The organism is Bacillus cereus group sp. BfR-BA-01408 (genome assembly GCF_022663305.1).
GTDB lineage: Bacteria > Bacillota > Bacilli > Bacillales > Bacillaceae_G > Bacillus_A > Bacillus_A pacificus.
Genome location: NZ_JAKUFF010000044.1, coordinates 23,754 through 39,816, shown reverse-complemented (window position 1 = coordinate 39,816; position 16,063 = coordinate 23,754). Strand labels below are relative to the sequence as shown.

Genomic DNA, 16,063 nt, shown 5'->3' with positions numbered 1-16,063 from the left:
GCTAAAGCTCAAAAACCAGCTACACAACAACCTGTCGCAAAAGAAACTGAAACAAGTGCACCATCATCTTCTCGTGAGTTACGCGTTGTAGCAACAGCTTATACAGCAGATCCACTTGAAAATGGTTATAAAGCAGGCGACCAAGTAAAATCAGCTTTAGGTCACAACTTAACAGCTAATCCAAACATGAAACTAATCGCGGTTGATCCAAGTGTCATTCCATTAGGTTCAAAAGTATGGGTTGAAGGTTACGGAGTAGCAATCGCTGGTGATACTGGTGGAGCTATTAAAGGTAATAAAATCGACGTTTTAATGCCAGATAAAGGTTCATCAAGTAGCTGGGGACGTAAAACAGTTACAGTTAAAGTATTAAACTAGTTAGTAAAAAAAGAGTCAGTCTCATTGAGGCTGACTCTTTTTTTATGATTCTTACATTCTTTCTCCTTCACTCCCGTCCAATTCTATATACGATAGACTACCATTTCAACAGAAAAAAGAGGATGCCACAGCATCCTCTCCTTCTCTCCCCTATTCCACACAAGTAAACTGCGTCCAAGCTCCTACATAATCTAGTAAGAATAACTCTTCTTCTGCAATTGTACCGACAATATTTTTCCGTTCATCTATCGGCATTTCTTTTAGAATGATTTGTAGTTCACCTTTATACTTACCAAATGAATTGTTTCCAATTACAACTTGCCCTCTTTCCTGTCGTACACTTTCGCGCACCGGGAAGTCATAGTCCTTGTATTTCTTACGTACTTCTGTAGAACGTACCATATATTCTGTTATATCGCCGCGTCTTACGTGTAATTCTTGCAGCGTGGCTCTCTTCTCTACTTCAGTCGCCTCGTCTACAAAGTGTACCTTTAACTGTAACATGTAGCGATTTAAATTTCCTATTTTCTCCAACTCTTCCTCACTCGCATAAGCATTTCCGATAATGACATCATCGATTAGCCCTGTCGCCCATAAATGCTTCGCTTGTACTTCAATTGGTAAATTACGATGCTCTTCTAATGTACATAATCCGTCGTTAATATCCCATGGACCGATGTTAGCTGCATGTGACGTAATAAACGCTGCCGTGCGAATACCGTGTTTTTTAAAACGTTCACTACAGCGAATGAAATATTCGTATGGAAGTCCAGTAAATTTTTGCGGATAGAAGTTATGACAACCAATTAAAGCTGACTTATTTGCCTGATGCGAAAGAATATTTTCTAAGTACGCAATATCGTTACTTACGTTTAGCTCAATTTTTAAGCCGTACGGGTTATTTGTCATTTTCGCTTCAGTTAATCCGTCAAACCCTAAATCTAATCGAATACCGTCTGCACCTAACTCTGCGAAAAATGATAGATCACTATAACTAATACCAAGCTGATCAAAGACAGCCGGAGCTACATCTAAAATAACTTCCATATTGTTATCTTTTGCATGATGAATAATTTCTTTAAATTCAGCTACAATCTCTTCTTTCGGACGATTCACAGACAATAGGCATGTGAATATTCTTGAAAAACCGTGGCGTGCCGCTGCCGAAATGTATGCCATATCTTTTTCCTTCGTTGAATGCTCTGGATAAAGTGAAATTCCTAATTTACGCTCCATGCTTTTGCATCTCCTTCACACGTTGTATTAATGCCATGCTCGTAAATCTATATTTTGCAGATAAACATGTTGCACATAAAATCGTTGGTACAATAATTACGTACGGTGATTGTAAGCTTAGCATTACATAGGCACCCATTGAACTACCGATAAATACAATTGATACTAATAGTAAAATTAATAACGATTTACTTTGTACCCATTTTGAATAATGTGCAATACACTGCCCCGCTACAAATGTAATTAAGATGATAATTGCTCCGAGCATTTTTCTTTCTCCTCTCCTGCTAATTGTTGTTTCTCATACATTTTGAAGAACGGATAGTAAATAACGAATGAGATAACAAAGTTAACAAGTACAAGTACACCAGCCATAATTGTCCAGTCCGTACTAATAACCGCTGCAATTGGCGCTAACATCGTAAATGGCAATTTCGCCATCATCATCGGAATCATACCTGAAACAACTGCGAAATATGATACTGTCGTTGTCACTAACGGTGTAATTACGAACGGAATAATTAGGATTGGGTTCATTACAATTGGTGCCCCGAAAATAATTGGTTCATTAATATTGAATAAGCCTGGCACGAATGATAATCTACCTAACTCTTTTAAGAACTTAGATTTAGAGAACATAAACATAATAACTAAAGCTAACGTCGATCCTGATCCACCGATCCATACGAACCATTGAATAAATTGCTCTGTAAATAGGTTTGGTAATTGATGTGCATTTCCTGTAGCTGTGAATACTTCCATATTTTCAAGAATTGCTGAATCCCACATTGGACGAATGATCGGTCCTAAAATCGCAGGGCCATGTATACCGAATGACCAGAAGAATACGATTAAGAATACTGTTAATAAACCGCCGAATAAATTATTTCCTACTAATACTGATTTTAGTGGTGCGATTAAATATGTGATTGTTGTATTTACATCAAATTTCAAACCGTAACGAATGCCCCAGAATAAAAGAATAACTGCTAACGTTGGAATTAATGCTGCAAACGAATTTGAAACTGCTGGTGGTACACTATCTGGTAATTTAATTGAGATATTATGTTTAATCATAAAGTGATAAATTTCTACTGCAATTAAAGCTGTAACAATTGCGCCGAATAAAGATGTTGCACTTAATGTTCCTACTGAAATGTATCTACCTGCATCAATAACACCTGGTACGGCTTTCGTAATTTGAATTGGTTCAACTGATGCTAGTAAAAAGGCGAGTACAGATAATAACCCTGCACTTAACTGATTGAGCTGATAAAAGTTCGCGAGTGAAGCCCCTACCCCAAATGCTGCGTATAACGCCATTAGTCCTACTGTAAATCGGAATGGAATATCTAAAATATGGCGAAACGGTGCAATCCACTCCATATATGCATCAATTGGTAAGTTTAAAAAGATAACGAAAAATGATCCGACAATCGTTAAAGGTAATGTAGAAATAACCCCGTTTCGAATTGCTAATAAATGTCGCTGTCCGGCAATCTTTTGTGTTGTTGGCATAATCTTTTGTTCCATAAAACTCATAAAACCATTCATCAAAACCCCTCCTCTTTCTCTTTTCTATGAAAGGATGAAATAAAGTTATAACATTATAATGTTTATATTTAAAAAATATAATTATGCTAAAACTAATTGTTCTGCTTGTTTCAGTACTTTCAAACCATCACACATGCCATAATCTCGTTGGTCTATAATCGCAACTGGTATATTGTATGAATTTGCAAGAAACTCTACGGCTGGAAATAAATATTTCACTTGCGGACCAATTAAAACAACATCAGCATTTTTTATTTCCAGTTTCACAAGTTCTGAATCAACTGCTTTAATTTTATAATCCTTCCCTTGTTTCATTGCCTCTTCTTGCATTTTTCTTACAACCATACTCGTTGACATGCCTGCTGCACAACATAATAAAATGTACATCTTATACTGTCACTTTCTCTTCTATTCGTTTATGAAGAGTGATAAATTCTTCAGCAAGTTCTTTCACTGTAATTGCATTCATTAAATGATCTTGTGCATGCACTAACAGTAAACTGATTTCTGCATGATTTCCTCTTGCTTCTTCTTGAATTAAGTCTGTTTGAATACGATGAGCTGCTGAAATTTCTTCCCTAGCAAGTGTCATCTTTTCACTCGCATTCTCAAAATCTCCTTGTCTTGCAAAAGCAATTGCTTCAAGTGACGCGCTTCTCGCGTTGCCACCATGTAAAATTAACGCAAATGGAGTTTGCATATCAGTCATTTTAAATTCCCCCAAACCATCTTTTTTCTATATTGTTATCTTATTATGAAAACGCATACAATTAAACATAAAAAACTTCCGTTGTGTAACGGAAGTTTTTATATACTTCTCTTATAACGATAATAATATCTCTTGAAAATCTTCAACCACTTCAGCCTGAGCTAATTTCTCTATCGTATTTTGATTAGACATAATATCATATAAAAAATCATAAAGCTTTTGTAAATCTTCATTATTATTGCGCTTTACACTAAATAAAATAATAACTTGTACTTTCTTATCTCCCCAGTCAACCGCTTTATCAAGTGTACAAAACATCAAAAATGTTTTCTCACTTAATAACTGCATCGGATGTGGAATCGCAACTAAATTCCCAACCGCTGTAGGGGATGTATTCTCTCTTTCCATAACAGAGTCATAAAAGCTTTCTGGTACATAATTTTTCTCAGCAGCTTTCTCACATAAAAATTGGATAACCTCTTCCTTTGTAGAAGCACTGTGATTTAAAAAGATTAAATCTTCCTTCATATATTGCTGCACACTATTATTCACATGCGTAAATAACTGCTGACCAATTGACTTAATCTCTTTATCATCAAATATTGAGTTTACTTTTATAACGGGCACAGGTAAACCACTTGGTATATGAATCGTACTAATAATACAATCTATCTTTTCTTTGTAGAGATCTTCTACTTTCAATTGATAATAACCTGTAATCCCTACAATCTCTAATTTATCTCGAAACTGTGATAGAATTTTATATTTCAATAGTTGAGCACTTCCTTGACCAGTCGCACAAACTAATAAACATCTTTTCTTTTGATTCTGTTCCTGTAAACGACTCATCGCTCCGCCGAAGTGAATCGCAATATAACCAATTTCACTTTCCGGAATCGATTCTCCCGTGTATTCACCAATTATATCTCCAACGAGAACCGCAATTTCAAAAGCATACGGATAATTCTTTTTCACTTCTGCCAAAAGAGGATTTCTCGTATTTAACTTATACTTCAAACGGTTTAATAACGTTTTTAAATGAACACCAAACCCGAATAATAATTCTTCATCATAATAAAAAATAAGATTCCGTTCTTCCGCTACTTTAAAAAGAATATGTTGCATGAATGCATATAGATCTTTTCCTAATAGTTCTTCCACATTTTCATAACGATCTTTCGTTGTAACAGCAGTACTTAATAAATGCATCGTCACATATAAAACTTCTTCTTCTGGAAATGAAAGATGCAACTCTTTCTCTAAATCCCCTAAAATCTCTTTCGCAATTGTATATTCTTTCTTTATTATAAGTTCAGCTTGCTCTACATGTAGTCCTTTCATATAATGTTGATCTTCACAACGCTTTAATGCAATTGCAATATGAATGACTAAATTATCAATTTCTATATCTGATAAATATATCGTTCCTCCTTCGATATACTTTAATATAACCGAACGGATAAGCGGTATATGAGGTAACGATAAGTATGTATCATTCTGCTCAAATTGCTCATGAAACGGAGTATGATCATAACGCGGTAAACCGTATTGTGATAAACAAGAACGAATATGAAACTCCTCTCCCACAATACGTATACCATAATATGGTCTCTTTTCAATTTGTAATTGATAGCGACCACATATATCTGTCACATCTTTCATAATTAAATTTACAGTCGATTTACTTACATAAATCTCCTCTGCTAACTGTGAAAGCTTCACATATCCCTCAGTCGTTAAAATACGTTGCAGAATGTACGCTACCCTTTCTTCATAAGAAGTTGGGATTTTTTCTGTCTGTTTTTGAAATAGACTCACGCAAAACTCTTCAAACTGCTTTGTTTGTATAATTTCTAGTTCGTATCCAGTCCCTCGCTGTGATTCAATTTTCGCTCCGTTTTCTTCCAATATATCATTTAATAATTTTATATCTTTTTGAATCGTCTTCGTTGATACATGTAAACGGCTCGCTAAAAAAGCTCGATTTAACATCGATTTCTCTTCTAAAAACTCCTCTAAAATAGAAACTAATCGCTGATGCACCTTTGTCATAGCTCTTCCTCTCGCAATTTATATATAAAAAGGAAAAAGCTGCTGAGGTCAGTAGTTTTTTCCTTTTTTAATTTATCTATTTCTTTAATGTAAATCCGAATTTATCCCATGCTTGTAAATAGTCTAGTAAGAAAATCTCTTCTTCTACAATTCGACCAACTACATTTGTTTTTCCTGTATTCACCATATCTTTTAATGCAATTTGCAATTCACCTTTATATTGGCCATATTGCTCATTATCAATTAAAAGATCGCCACGCTTAATTTCACGTGTATTATGAGGTTTAAACTCTTCTTTTTTATATTTCACACGGCTTTGTGTCGAACGAATCATATATTCAGATACATCCCCGCGATAAAAATGAGGTTCGTCTAATACGATAATTCTTTCTAATTCTGTCGTTGTATCATATAACTCTATATCAAATGTTTGTTTCTCTTTATTTAATGCACCTAGTGCTTGTAATTCTTCTTCTGATGCATAAGCGTTCGCAATAATAACATCATCAATTAATTCTGTCGCAAATAAATGCTTCGCCTGTGTTGTCATTGGTAGTTCACGATGCTGTTCTAACGTACATAATCCTTCTGTTACGGGCCAAGGTCCATATGTTGCATCAAATGATGAAATAAAAGCAGCCGTTCTCATACCGTAATCTTTAAATTGTTTCGAGCATGTAATGAAATGATCGTATGATAATCCAGAATAACGATGTGGATAAAAATTATGGCAACCAATTAAATTTTCACGATTTGGTCTATGGCTCATAATATTATCTACATACTTCGTACCGTTACTCATATTAATCTCAATTTTTAAGCCATACGGATTGTAAGTCATAATTGATTCTTCTAATCCTGAGAAACCAACATCTAAACGAATACCGTACGCACCTAGTTCATGGAAGAATGATAAATCATTATACGAAATACCTAGTTGTTCAAAAACAGCTGGACTAATATCAACTAATACTTGGAACCCTAATGCATTTGCATGAGAGATCGTTTCTTTAAACTCTTCTATAATTTTCTCTTTTTCTCCATCTACAGACAATAAGCATGTGAATACACGTGTAAATCCGTATTTACTTGCTAATGTTAAATATTCCTTATCTTTCTCTACTGTTGAATGTTCTGGATAAATAGAAATACCTAATCGTCTCATATGTACACGCCTCTTTCTTCATTGTTTTGTAAACCTTTTCAAATATATGTAGTGAAAAAGTATATATCCCCTTCTCATTCACTACTTTTTGAATCCGCTTTCTTTAAAGAAAAAATAATTTCTATCATTCATAACAACTACAAGTCTATACATCTATACTTTACAACTTTTTTTCATAGTTGTGTAGCTTTTACACAAATTTGTCAGTTTTTTACCTCGAAAATTGTTTTACGTTTTCAAGGCACCTTCCTTGACTGTTACATTGGCCAATACATATACTCGAAAGAAAAGAGAAATTTTTTATATAGGGGATGAATACATGGGAGAAGCAATACTCGTAAAACGAGAACCGTTATGGACGAAAGAATTTGTCGCGCTAATTCTAGCAAACTTATGTATGTTTTTAGGATTTCAAATGTTAATTCCTACTTTACCCGTTTATGTGAAAGAAATTGGAGGTACAAGTTCCAATATCGGATTCGTTGTCGGCATGTTTACTGTTGCGGCACTTTTTGTTAGACCGCTAACTGGAAATGCCTTGCAAAAATTTAGCAAAAAAATCATTTTAATGATCGGTACTGCTATTTGTTTACTCGCTATGGGTAGTTACCTTTTCGCTTCAACTGTTTTCCTATTGCTTGCCGTTCGAATTTTACACGGAGCTGGTTTTGGTATTACAACGACTACATATGGAACTGTCGTTTCAGATTTAATTCCGCAAGCTCGCCGTGGTGAAGGCATGGGATATTTCGGTCTTTCTGGAACGATTGCAATGGCGCTCGGTCCACTTATCGGACTTTGGCTTATGCAAACATATAACTTCACGATTCTTTTTTTATGTGCACTTTCCTGTACAATTGTTTCATTAATATTAACGAAACTACTTCAAATCAAAAAATCGCCGCAATCACCACAGCAAACATCTGGTACCTTCCTTGATGGATTTATTGAACGTAAAGCTTTACTTCCTTCATTATTAATATTATGTATTACATTAATGTACGGAGGAATTGGGAGCTTTATTACATTATTTGCTACGGAAGTCGGAATTGCTGATATAAGCCTCTTCTTCTTATTTAATGCACTTGCAATCGCCGTCACTCGGCCGTTTTCTGGAAAATTATATGATGCGAAAGGTCATACATTCGTTATTATTCCAGGAGTTATTATTACGTTTATAGGTATTATTTTATTGTCGTATACAACTACAATTCCAAGTTTAATTATTGCGGCAGCATGCTACGGAAGTGGATTTGGAGCGATTCAACCTGCTCTACAAGCGTGGATGATCGACCGAGTAGCACCTCACCGCCGAGGAGTTGCAACAGCTACATTCTTCTCAGCATTTGACCTAGGAATTGGTGCTGGCGCAATTATTTTTGGATTCATTGCACATTTTACAAACTACGCAACTGTATATCGTTATTCCTCTCTACTACTTATTGCTTTCCTGTTCATTTACATCACAAGTGTAAAAAAACAAAAGCATGGAAATAAAAACAGAGAAAAAGCTGCTGGATAATTTCAGTGGCTTTTTTTCGTATTTTTGATGTTATAAAACTACATGCATTTTCCTACATATTTTTTTAACTTTCATCAAAAAATATACGATGAACTCGCAGACGCTTTCCTTCATATTCAACCGAACAATACTATTCTAAAAAGTGTGATTTCTTTACAAAATTAAGATTTATACAAGATAAAAACCAATAAAATACAGCCATTTCTTTAAGGAATTGTAAACTTTTCTTCCCTTTGTAAATTTAGTGTAAATTTTACGGATAAACCGTTTACAGTGCCTCAAGGTTCAGTTAATAATTACATCGTACATGAAATTTAAGGAGTGGAATGCGTGGAATATAATGTTCAAGATATGATCTTCCAGTTCATTGGTGGATTAGGTATTTTCTTATTCGGGATTAAATACATGGGCGATGGACTGCAACAAGCTGCTGGAGATCGTCTTCGCGATATTCTAGATCGCTTTACAACAAACCCACTAATGGGTGTACTAGCAGGTATGTTAGTTACTGTATTAATCCAATCAAGTTCAGGAACAACCGCTTTAACAGTCGGACTCGTAAGTGCTGGATTTATGACATTAAGACAAGCAATCGGTGTTATTATGGGTGCGAACATCGGTACGACAGTTACTGCATTTATTATCGGAATTAAAATCGGAGAATATGCTCTTCCAATTATGGCAGTTGGAGCTATCTTACTATTCTTCTTTAAAAATAAAAAAGTACATTCTTTAGGTCAAGTTATATTCGGTTTTGGTATGTTATTCTTCGGTTTAGAACTAATGAGCACCGGTATGAAGCCTCTTCGTTCTTTAGAGTCATTCCAAGAATTAACAGTTAGCATGAGTGATAATCCAATTTTAGGTATTGTTGTTGGTACAGTCTTCACTTTAATTGTACAAAGTTCAAGTGCAACAATCGGTATTTTACAAGAACTATTCGGTCAAGGTGCAATCGATTTACAAGCTGCCCTTCCTGTATTATTCGGTGATAATATCGGTACAACAATTACAGCAGTATTAGCAGCAATCGGTACTTCAATTGCTGCAAGACGTGCAGCATTGGTTCACGTTATCTTTAATATTGTCGGTACAATCATCTTTACGATTTTATTAATACCTTTTACAAATTTAATTCAATATTTCCAAACGTCATTAAACTTAAATCCAGAAATGACAATTGCATTTGCACACGGAACGTTTAACGTAACGAATACAATCATTCAGTTCCCATTCATCGCTGTATTAGCATGGATTGTAACGAAAATTATTCGTGGTGAAGATGCTGCTATTGATTTCAAACCGCAACATTTAAATCCAATCTTTATTGAACAATCTCCAGCTATTGCTTTAACAGAAGCACAAAAAGAAATTATTCGTATGGCTGAGTTTTCATTACATGGATTGAAAGAAGCAAACCAATTTTTAAACACACAAGATAAAAAACACGCTGACATGGCTACTCAATTAGAAGGAGCTATTAACAATTTAGATAAAAAGATTACCGAGTATTTAGTTTTACTATCAGAAAAACCACTTTCACCGACAGACTCTGAGAAGCATTCAGTTCTAGCAGGTGTTGTTGGAGATATTGAACGTGTCGGTGATCATGTAGAAAACCTTGTAGAACTTGTAGATTTCCAAATCTCAAACCGTGTTTCCCTATCAGACGAGGCACTAACTGAACTAAATGAAATGCTTGAATTAACGATTTCAACATTACAAGACGCAGTTGAAGCTTTAACAAACTTCGATACTGAACTAGCTCAAACTGTTATTGCAAAAGAACGTAAAATCGATCAAATGGAACGTGTTCTTCGTAAACGTCACGTATTACGTCTGAACGAACGTAGCTGTTCAGGTGATGCAAGTATCATCTTCGTTGATATGGTAAGTAACTTAGAGCGTATTGGCGATCACGCTGTAAATATCGCTGATGGTGTTTTAGGTGAACAAGGTAAAATCAATTTAAAACAATCATTATAATAAGAAAGAGACGCTAACGTGAGCGTCTCTTTTTTCATTTCATATTTACAACCGTTCTTCCTTTTAACTTTCCTTGCAATATAAGTGTAAACTTCTCATCTAATTCTTCTAATGCACATTCTTCTGTATAAGATCGCAACTCTTTATTTCCCCATTCATTGGCTAGGAGCGTCCACACATCTCTTCTCACATCCACTGGGCATTGCACTGAATCTATCCCTAACAGGCTGATACCTCGTAAAATAAACGGATATACCGTTGTTTGTACTTGCTGGCCTGCCACATTACCGCATGTCGTTACGCACCCGCCATACTTTACCGTTTTTAAAGCTGTTTCTAACATATGTCCACCTACAGTATCGATAACCCCGGCGTATATTCCTTTTAACATTGGTCTTCCTGATTCATCATTCAATTCCGCGCGATGTATCACTTTTTTCGCTCCTAGACGTAATAGCATCTGTTCCTCTTCCATTTTTCCTGTCGCTCCTACTACGCTAAACCCTAACTTACTTAAAATACTAACAGCTACACTTCCTACACCGCCTGTAGCACCCGTTACTAAAACATCGCCCATACTAGGCGTTACTCCTGCTCTAATAAGCTTATATACTGATAAAGCGGCTGTAAAACCTGCCGTCCCGTACATCATACTTTCCTTTAATGACATTCCCTCTGGTAAAGGGACAATCCAAGATGCCGGCACGCGAATATATTCTCCAAAACCACCAGAAGTATTCATCCCTAAATCATATCCCGTTACAATGACTTTATCTCCTACCTTAATGGTAGCATCTTCACTACTTACAATCACTCCTGCTGCATCAATTCCTGGCGTATGAGGATATGTTCTCGTAACACCTTTATTACCTGTAGCTGAAAGAGCATCTTTATAATTTAATGAAGAATAATGAACCTGTATTAATACGTCTCCCTCAGGTAAACTACTTACTTCTCTCTCTACAACGTTTCTTACAAACTGCTTATTTTCTGTTTCGTTCACAACGATTGCTCGGAATGATGTATGATTCATTATGCCCTCTCCTTTATCCGTAAATTTCTTCTTTATTATATAGAAGAAATAATTAAACCTACTCATTTCTTCATGGCTATATTTCAACAAATCTTACTTCTCTATTACTTTCTCACAATACATATTTTCATTTCCACTAAAACAACTTATACTTATTCTACATCTCAAAAATAAAATATAAAAAATCTGACTTTTTATAAATAAATTGAATTTTTACGAAATGTAAATGTTTTGTAATGTTTTTTTTCGTCAAATTTCATTATAATAAGTGGATATGAGTGTCGTATTTCAATCCAAATGAAGGAGTACAGGAAATGGAGCAAAACCCATCTTTGCAAGAAAATACACGTAGTAAACCGAAAAAAAGTAAGAAAAAAACAAAAATTATTATAAGCGTTATTCTATTCTTTTTAATAGTAGGTGGCGGTTATACTTGGTTTTTAGTAAATAAAGCATCTTCTGCTGTTCGAAATGCCGCACACGATTTAGCACGCGGTGATAAATCTGATTTACGTGATAAAGTTGTAAAACCTATTACAAACAATGTCTCTGTCTTAGTAATGGGTGTCGATGAAAGCGATGTCCGTGGGAAAGAATATGGTGATGCTATAAGAACGGACGCACTATTACTTGCAACGTTTAATAAAGATAGCAAAACTGTAAAACTATTAAGTATTCCACGAGATACATATACGTATATTCCAGTGGAAAAGAAAAAAGATAAAATTACACACGCTCATGCATACGGTTCTACTAAAAATGGAAAAGATGGTGGACCACAAGCAAGTATTGATGCAGTTGAAAAATTACTAAATGTTCCTGTTGATTACTTTGTAAAGTTTAACTTTAAATCATTTATGAAAATTGTCGACGATTTAGGCGGCATTGAAGTTGATGTACCCGTTGAATTTACGGAACAAGATAGTAATGATAATGCTGATGCAATTCACCTGAAGAAAGGTGTTCAAAAGCTAAATAGTGAAGAAGCTCTTGCTCTTGCTAGAACACGCCACATCGATAGTGATGCAATGCGTGGGCAACGTCAACAGCTCGTTATTGAAGCAATTTTAAAGAAACTAACAAGCGTTGGATCTGTAACAAAAGTTGGTAACATCATTGATGATATTAACGGACAATTCGTTACAAACTTAACATTCGATGATATGCTTTCATTCTATAAGTACGGATCGGATTCAGAAATTGAAAAATTACAAATTCAAGGTGAAGACTGCTACATGGCAAAAGGTGATGATACTTGTAGCAAATCTGCTGGTGGCGGCCGAACGTATTACTACAATCCAGATAAAAAAGAATTAGCAAAAGTTACAAACGATCTTCGTACGCACCTTGGATTACCTGCATATACAAAAACAGACTCTGATTCGAAAAAAACAAGTACAGAGAAAACAAAAGAATCTAAGTCTGAAAATTCAAGTGAACGCGAATCAAGTAACAATGAAGTGAAAAATAAAAATAGCAATGAAGATACAGAAACATCGTCTAACGACAATGAATAATAAAGAAGCAGTTCTCTATGGAGGTAGAGTACTGCTTCTTTTTATTCCGTCACAATCAAAAATCAGAACTTTCTAACTATCTTTTTTAATATTTTTAAATTATAATAAATAGTAGCAATCTATTCCAATTATCAGGGGGCTCATACATATGAAAGCTGCAGTAAAACATAACATCTCAGATTTTAAAGACTACTTAAAGTCAAACGATATATACATGGAAGAAAATATAGATGAAAATGATGGTTCTGTTCATTTTTCAGTAGGGTTAGAGACAGAAGCTGGCGCAAAAATTCAACTTATCGCTGCTTTCCAAAACGAACATCCTACTGTAGATATATACTGCTTCAATGTTGCTCACGTACCTGATGCAACAGCAACAAATGATATTTTGCACGTTATTAATGAATTAAACACATCTTATCGCTTTGCAAAATTCACATTAAACAAGCAAAATGCAATTGACATTTCAACATCTCTTGCATTCTCAGAACCAAACTTTAATCCAGCACTTGTCTTTGAACATACGAGAATGCTATATAAATTAGCAAATGACGAATATAAAAACTTAATGAAAGTGATTTGGGCGTAAATAAAAGGATGGGCTGCAAGCAGCGCCATCCTTTTATTTCGATATCATATCAACCCACATCTTAATAGCAGTTCCTACAATCAAAATCGATAACATATATTGCAGTGCTTTTTGATTGATCCTCTTCCCAACTCGCGCTCCAAGCGGCGCAGCAAAGATACTTGCAATCGCAACAATAAGGGCTGGAACTACAACTACTTGCCCAGTTATCACTTTTCCAGTCGTAATTCCTACTGAAGAAATAAACGTAATAGCAATAGAGGTTGCTATCGTTGTACGTATCGGCAATTTTAAAATAACTAGCATAATCGGAACTAAAAGGAACGAACCTCCAGCACCTATAATGCCTGATGCGCCTCCTACAATAAATGCTAACAAACTTGCTAACCATTTATTATATTTTACTTCATCACCATTATTTCGTTTCGGTACGAACATCATAATAGCAGCCATTGTGGCTAACGCTGCATAAACAACATTGACCGTATGTTCCTTTAATACGTTAGCACCAAAACTGCCTATGAAACTTCCTATTAATATACTAGCTCCCATATACATAACTAACTTTTTATCCATATCATTACTTTTCCGATAGGCCCATGCCCCTGCAAAAGTTGCAAAGAATACTTGCACCGCTGTAATACCACTTACTTCATGTGCAGTATAGCCAGTAAATCCTAGCAATACCGGAATGTATAAGATCATCGGATAATTAATAATCGCACCGCCAATTCCAACCATTCCTGATATAAACGATCCTATAAACCCAATTATAAAGAGTAATACGACTAAACTCACCTTATATCCCCCGCCTTCTAAAAAGAAGGTGATTTAAATGAATAAGTTCACATTTCCATCCGAAGCATCTGCTAAATAAGCTCCTACTCCTGCAAACTCTACCCCTTCCATAATCTCTTCCTCTTTTAACCCTAATAAATCTACTGTCATTTGACAAGCTACAAGTTTAATCCCCTGTTCTTTCGCCAAATCTATTAAATCTGGTAAAGGCATCGCATTATGTTTTTTCATAATACCTTTCATCATCTTTGGCCCCATACCGGCAAAATTCATTTTCGATAATCCCATTTTGTCAGCACCACGCGGCATCATCTTTCCAAATACTTTTTCGATGAAAGTTTTCTTTACCTTCACATGCTCATCTTTCCTTAAAGCATTTAATCCCCAAAAAGTATGAAATATAGTTACCTCTTGATCATACGCCGCTGCACCATTTGCAATAATATAAGCAGCCATCGCTTTATCGTAATCCCCGCTAAATAAAACGATTGTTGTTTTCTTCTGTTGTTCCATGTTGTTTTCCCTCCAATTACCTATAGGGGTATTTTTATTGTTATAAAAAATCGTTTCACCCTATTCTACTTTCCCTTCCCACGCTAACATACCACCTACCATATTGATTGCTTGAAAACCGTAGCTCTCTAAAAATTGAACTGCTCGTGCACTTCTTCCGCCAGAACGACAAACGATGATATACTCTTTCTTTTTATCCAACTCATGCATACGAAACTCCAATAGTCCTAGTGGAATATTACACGCTTCTGGAATTTTCCCTTCAGCTACTTCTTCTACTTCACGTACGTCCACGATATTTACTTCTTCTTTACGTAACAATTTTTCTTCCACTTCTTTTACTGTCATTTCTTTCACTTTACATTTCCTCCTCACAAACCATTCATCCCGCCTGAAACATTGATAACGTGCTGAAACCCTAATTTCTTTAATACTTTTGCTGCTTGCTTACTTCTCATCCCGCTCTGACAAATAACGATTACTTCCTTATTTTTATCTAACTGACTTGCTCTACTAGCTAACTCATTTAAAGGGATATTTTGAAATCCTTTCATATGATTTCCTCTATATTCACTTACTGTACGAACATCGATAAGTTGTTTCCCCTTTTTTCCCGCTATATTCTTTAATTGTTTTCCACTTATATTTTGAACACCTTTAACTGGTAAAAAACGTGAAATAACAAATGCTACAGCAAATACAATGAAAAGCGTACTTAGTATTGTATTCATATAACCAACCTCTCTATATTTATAAAACTACTACGCCTTCTTAATCCAAAACTTCAGCACATCATCTTCTTCTACATGCTTTACAATGTCATGACCACTTTTATTTGCCCATGCTGGAATATCCTTAATAGACCCTTTATCCGTTACATGTACTTCTAACACTTCTCCCGTTTGTAAAGTATCCATCGCTTTCTTCGTTCTTACAATCGGCATTGGACATGCTAAACCTGTTGCATCTAATACTTGTTTTACATTCATCATCTATTCCTCCATTTTTTAT

At 35.2% G+C, this 16,063-nt stretch carries 18 protein-coding genes; 5 read left to right on the top strand and 13 right to left on the bottom strand.

The annotated features are described in order from the left end of the window. The coding region (locus tag MR083_RS17560) for a 3D domain-containing protein (protein ID WP_242269655.1) at positions 1–378 on the top strand (378 nt) is incomplete at its 5' end. A gap of 150 nt (positions 379–528) precedes the next feature. On the opposite strand, the gene MR083_RS17555 is transcribed toward MR083_RS17560, so the two are convergent. The 7 genes from MR083_RS17555 to MR083_RS17525 form a co-directional block, all read right to left on the bottom strand. Then, entirely contained in the window at positions 529–1,614 is a 1,086-nt protein-coding gene (locus MR083_RS17555) for a DUF871 domain-containing protein (RefSeq protein WP_000440037.1), read from the bottom strand. Next, on the bottom strand, positions 1,604–1,882 hold the full coding sequence (locus tag MR083_RS17550) for a hypothetical protein (protein WP_000900026.1): 279 nt from the start codon (positions 1,880–1,882) through the stop codon (positions 1,604–1,606). Before MR083_RS17550 ends, MR083_RS17555 begins: the two co-directional genes overlap by 11 nt. Continuing rightward, positions 1,858–3,168 carry a PTS sugar transporter subunit IIC gene (locus tag MR083_RS17545; protein WP_001013055.1) on the bottom strand — a complete coding sequence of 437 codons (1,311 nt, stop codon included), beginning with the start codon at positions 3,166–3,168 and terminating at the stop codon, positions 1,858–1,860. The genes MR083_RS17550 and MR083_RS17545 overlap by 25 nt, the downstream gene beginning before the upstream one ends. A gap of 81 nt (positions 3,169–3,249) precedes the next feature. Further along, complete coding sequence (locus tag MR083_RS17540; protein ID WP_000275647.1) at positions 3,250–3,555, bottom strand: PTS sugar transporter subunit IIB; 306 nt, start codon at positions 3,553–3,555, stop codon at positions 3,250–3,252. A 1-nt stretch (position 3,556) separates the two neighbouring features. Continuing rightward, entirely contained in the window at positions 3,557–3,877 is a 321-nt protein-coding gene (locus MR083_RS17535; protein WP_000131336.1) for a PTS lactose/cellobiose transporter subunit IIA, read from the bottom strand. A 111-nt stretch (positions 3,878–3,988) separates the two neighbouring features. After that, positions 3,989–5,929 (bottom strand): BglG family transcription antiterminator, encoded by a 1,941-nt coding sequence (locus MR083_RS17530; protein WP_242269654.1) that lies wholly within the window; start codon positions 5,927–5,929, stop codon positions 3,989–3,991. A gap of 76 nt (positions 5,930–6,005) precedes the next feature. Further along, positions 6,006–7,094: a DUF871 domain-containing protein gene (locus MR083_RS17525; protein WP_001253342.1), complete on the bottom strand. Its 1,089-nt coding sequence runs from the start codon at positions 7,092–7,094 to the stop codon at positions 6,006–6,008. A gap of 319 nt (positions 7,095–7,413) precedes the next feature. Between MR083_RS17525 and MR083_RS17520 the strand changes: the two genes are divergently transcribed. Next, positions 7,414–8,616, top strand: coding sequence for an MFS transporter (locus MR083_RS17520; RefSeq protein WP_016716534.1), 1,203 nt, complete (start codon positions 7,414–7,416; stop codon positions 8,614–8,616). Between the two features lie 330 nt (positions 8,617–8,946). Further along, a complete protein-coding gene (locus MR083_RS17515) occupies positions 8,947–10,602 on the top strand; it encodes a Na/Pi cotransporter family protein (protein WP_242269653.1) in 1,656 nt (551 codons plus the stop codon). 34 nt (positions 10,603–10,636) lie between these two features. Here MR083_RS17515 and MR083_RS17510 read toward each other — a convergent pair whose 3' ends face one another. Then, positions 10,637–11,635: a YhdH/YhfP family quinone oxidoreductase gene (locus tag MR083_RS17510; RefSeq protein WP_242269652.1), complete on the bottom strand. Its 999-nt coding sequence runs from the start codon at positions 11,633–11,635 to the stop codon at positions 10,637–10,639. A gap of 314 nt (positions 11,636–11,949) precedes the next feature. Between MR083_RS17510 and MR083_RS17505 the strand changes: the two genes are divergently transcribed. Both MR083_RS17505 and MR083_RS17500 read left to right on the top strand, forming a co-directional pair. Then, positions 11,950–13,152, top strand: a complete 1,203-nt coding sequence (locus MR083_RS17505) for an LCP family protein (RefSeq protein WP_000437424.1) — start codon at positions 11,950–11,952, stop codon at positions 13,150–13,152. 148 nt (positions 13,153–13,300) lie between these two features. Further along, entirely contained in the window at positions 13,301–13,741 is a 441-nt protein-coding gene (locus MR083_RS17500) for a hypothetical protein (RefSeq protein WP_000642359.1), read from the top strand. A gap of 33 nt (positions 13,742–13,774) precedes the next feature. On the opposite strand, the gene MR083_RS17495 is transcribed toward MR083_RS17500, so the two are convergent. From MR083_RS17495 to MR083_RS17475, 5 genes are read right to left on the bottom strand one after another with little or no spacing between them, the layout of a single operon-like run. Then, a complete protein-coding gene (locus MR083_RS17495) occupies positions 13,775–14,539 on the bottom strand; it encodes a sulfite exporter TauE/SafE family protein (protein WP_000060720.1) in 765 nt (254 codons plus the stop codon). A gap of 33 nt (positions 14,540–14,572) precedes the next feature. Next, the gene (locus MR083_RS17490; protein ID WP_000437732.1) at positions 14,573–15,052 is read right to left on the bottom strand and encodes a DsrE/DsrF/DrsH-like family protein; all 480 of its coding nucleotides are present in this window, start codon (positions 15,050–15,052) and stop codon (positions 14,573–14,575) included. Between the two features lie 60 nt (positions 15,053–15,112). After that, positions 15,113–15,409, bottom strand: coding sequence for a rhodanese-like domain-containing protein (locus tag MR083_RS17485; protein WP_000661822.1), 297 nt, complete (start codon positions 15,407–15,409; stop codon positions 15,113–15,115). Positions 15,410–15,423: 14 nt separating this feature from the next. Continuing rightward, positions 15,424–15,783 (bottom strand): rhodanese-like domain-containing protein, encoded by a 360-nt coding sequence (locus tag MR083_RS17480; RefSeq protein ID WP_001092304.1) that lies wholly within the window; start codon positions 15,781–15,783, stop codon positions 15,424–15,426. Between the two features lie 30 nt (positions 15,784–15,813). After that, positions 15,814–16,044, bottom strand: coding sequence for a sulfurtransferase TusA family protein (locus MR083_RS17475; RefSeq protein ID WP_016716526.1), 231 nt, complete (start codon positions 16,042–16,044; stop codon positions 15,814–15,816). Positions 16,045–16,063: the final 19 nt, after the last annotated feature.

Excerpts from the sequence above, each read along its gene's own strand:
- MR083_RS17555 (WP_000440037.1), bottom strand. The coding sequence starts at position 1,614 with ATGGAGCGTAAATTAGGAATTTCACTTTATCCAGAGCATTCAACGAAG.
- MR083_RS17550 (WP_000900026.1), bottom strand. The coding sequence starts at position 1,882 with ATGCTCGGAGCAATTATCATCTTAATTACATTTGTAGCGGGGCAGTGT.
- MR083_RS17545 (WP_001013055.1), bottom strand. The coding sequence starts at position 3,168 with ATGAATGGTTTTATGAGTTTTATGGAACAAAAGATTATGCCAACAACA.
- MR083_RS17540 (WP_000275647.1), bottom strand. The coding sequence starts at position 3,555 with ATGTACATTTTATTATGTTGTGCAGCAGGCATGTCAACGAGTATGGTT.
- MR083_RS17535 (WP_000131336.1), bottom strand. The coding sequence starts at position 3,877 with ATGACTGATATGCAAACTCCATTTGCGTTAATTTTACATGGTGGCAAC.
- MR083_RS17530 (WP_242269654.1), bottom strand. The coding sequence starts at position 5,929 with ATGACAAAGGTGCATCAGCGATTAGTTTCTATTTTAGAGGAGTTTTTA.
- MR083_RS17525 (WP_001253342.1), bottom strand. The coding sequence starts at position 7,094 with ATGAGACGATTAGGTATTTCTATTTATCCAGAACATTCAACAGTAGAG.
- MR083_RS17520 (WP_016716534.1), top strand. The coding sequence starts at position 7,414 with ATGGGAGAAGCAATACTCGTAAAACGAGAACCGTTATGGACGAAAGAA.
- MR083_RS17510 (WP_242269652.1), bottom strand. The coding sequence starts at position 11,635 with ATGAATCATACATCATTCCGAGCAATCGTTGTGAACGAAACAGAAAAT.
- MR083_RS17505 (WP_000437424.1), top strand. The coding sequence starts at position 11,950 with ATGGAGCAAAACCCATCTTTGCAAGAAAATACACGTAGTAAACCGAAA.
- MR083_RS17500 (WP_000642359.1), top strand. The coding sequence starts at position 13,301 with ATGAAAGCTGCAGTAAAACATAACATCTCAGATTTTAAAGACTACTTA.
- MR083_RS17490 (WP_000437732.1), bottom strand. The coding sequence starts at position 15,052 with ATGGAACAACAGAAGAAAACAACAATCGTTTTATTTAGCGGGGATTAC.
- MR083_RS17480 (WP_001092304.1), bottom strand. The coding sequence starts at position 15,783 with ATGAATACAATACTAAGTACGCTTTTCATTGTATTTGCTGTAGCATTT.
- MR083_RS17475 (WP_016716526.1), bottom strand. The coding sequence starts at position 16,044 with ATGATGAATGTAAAACAAGTATTAGATGCAACAGGTTTAGCATGTCCA.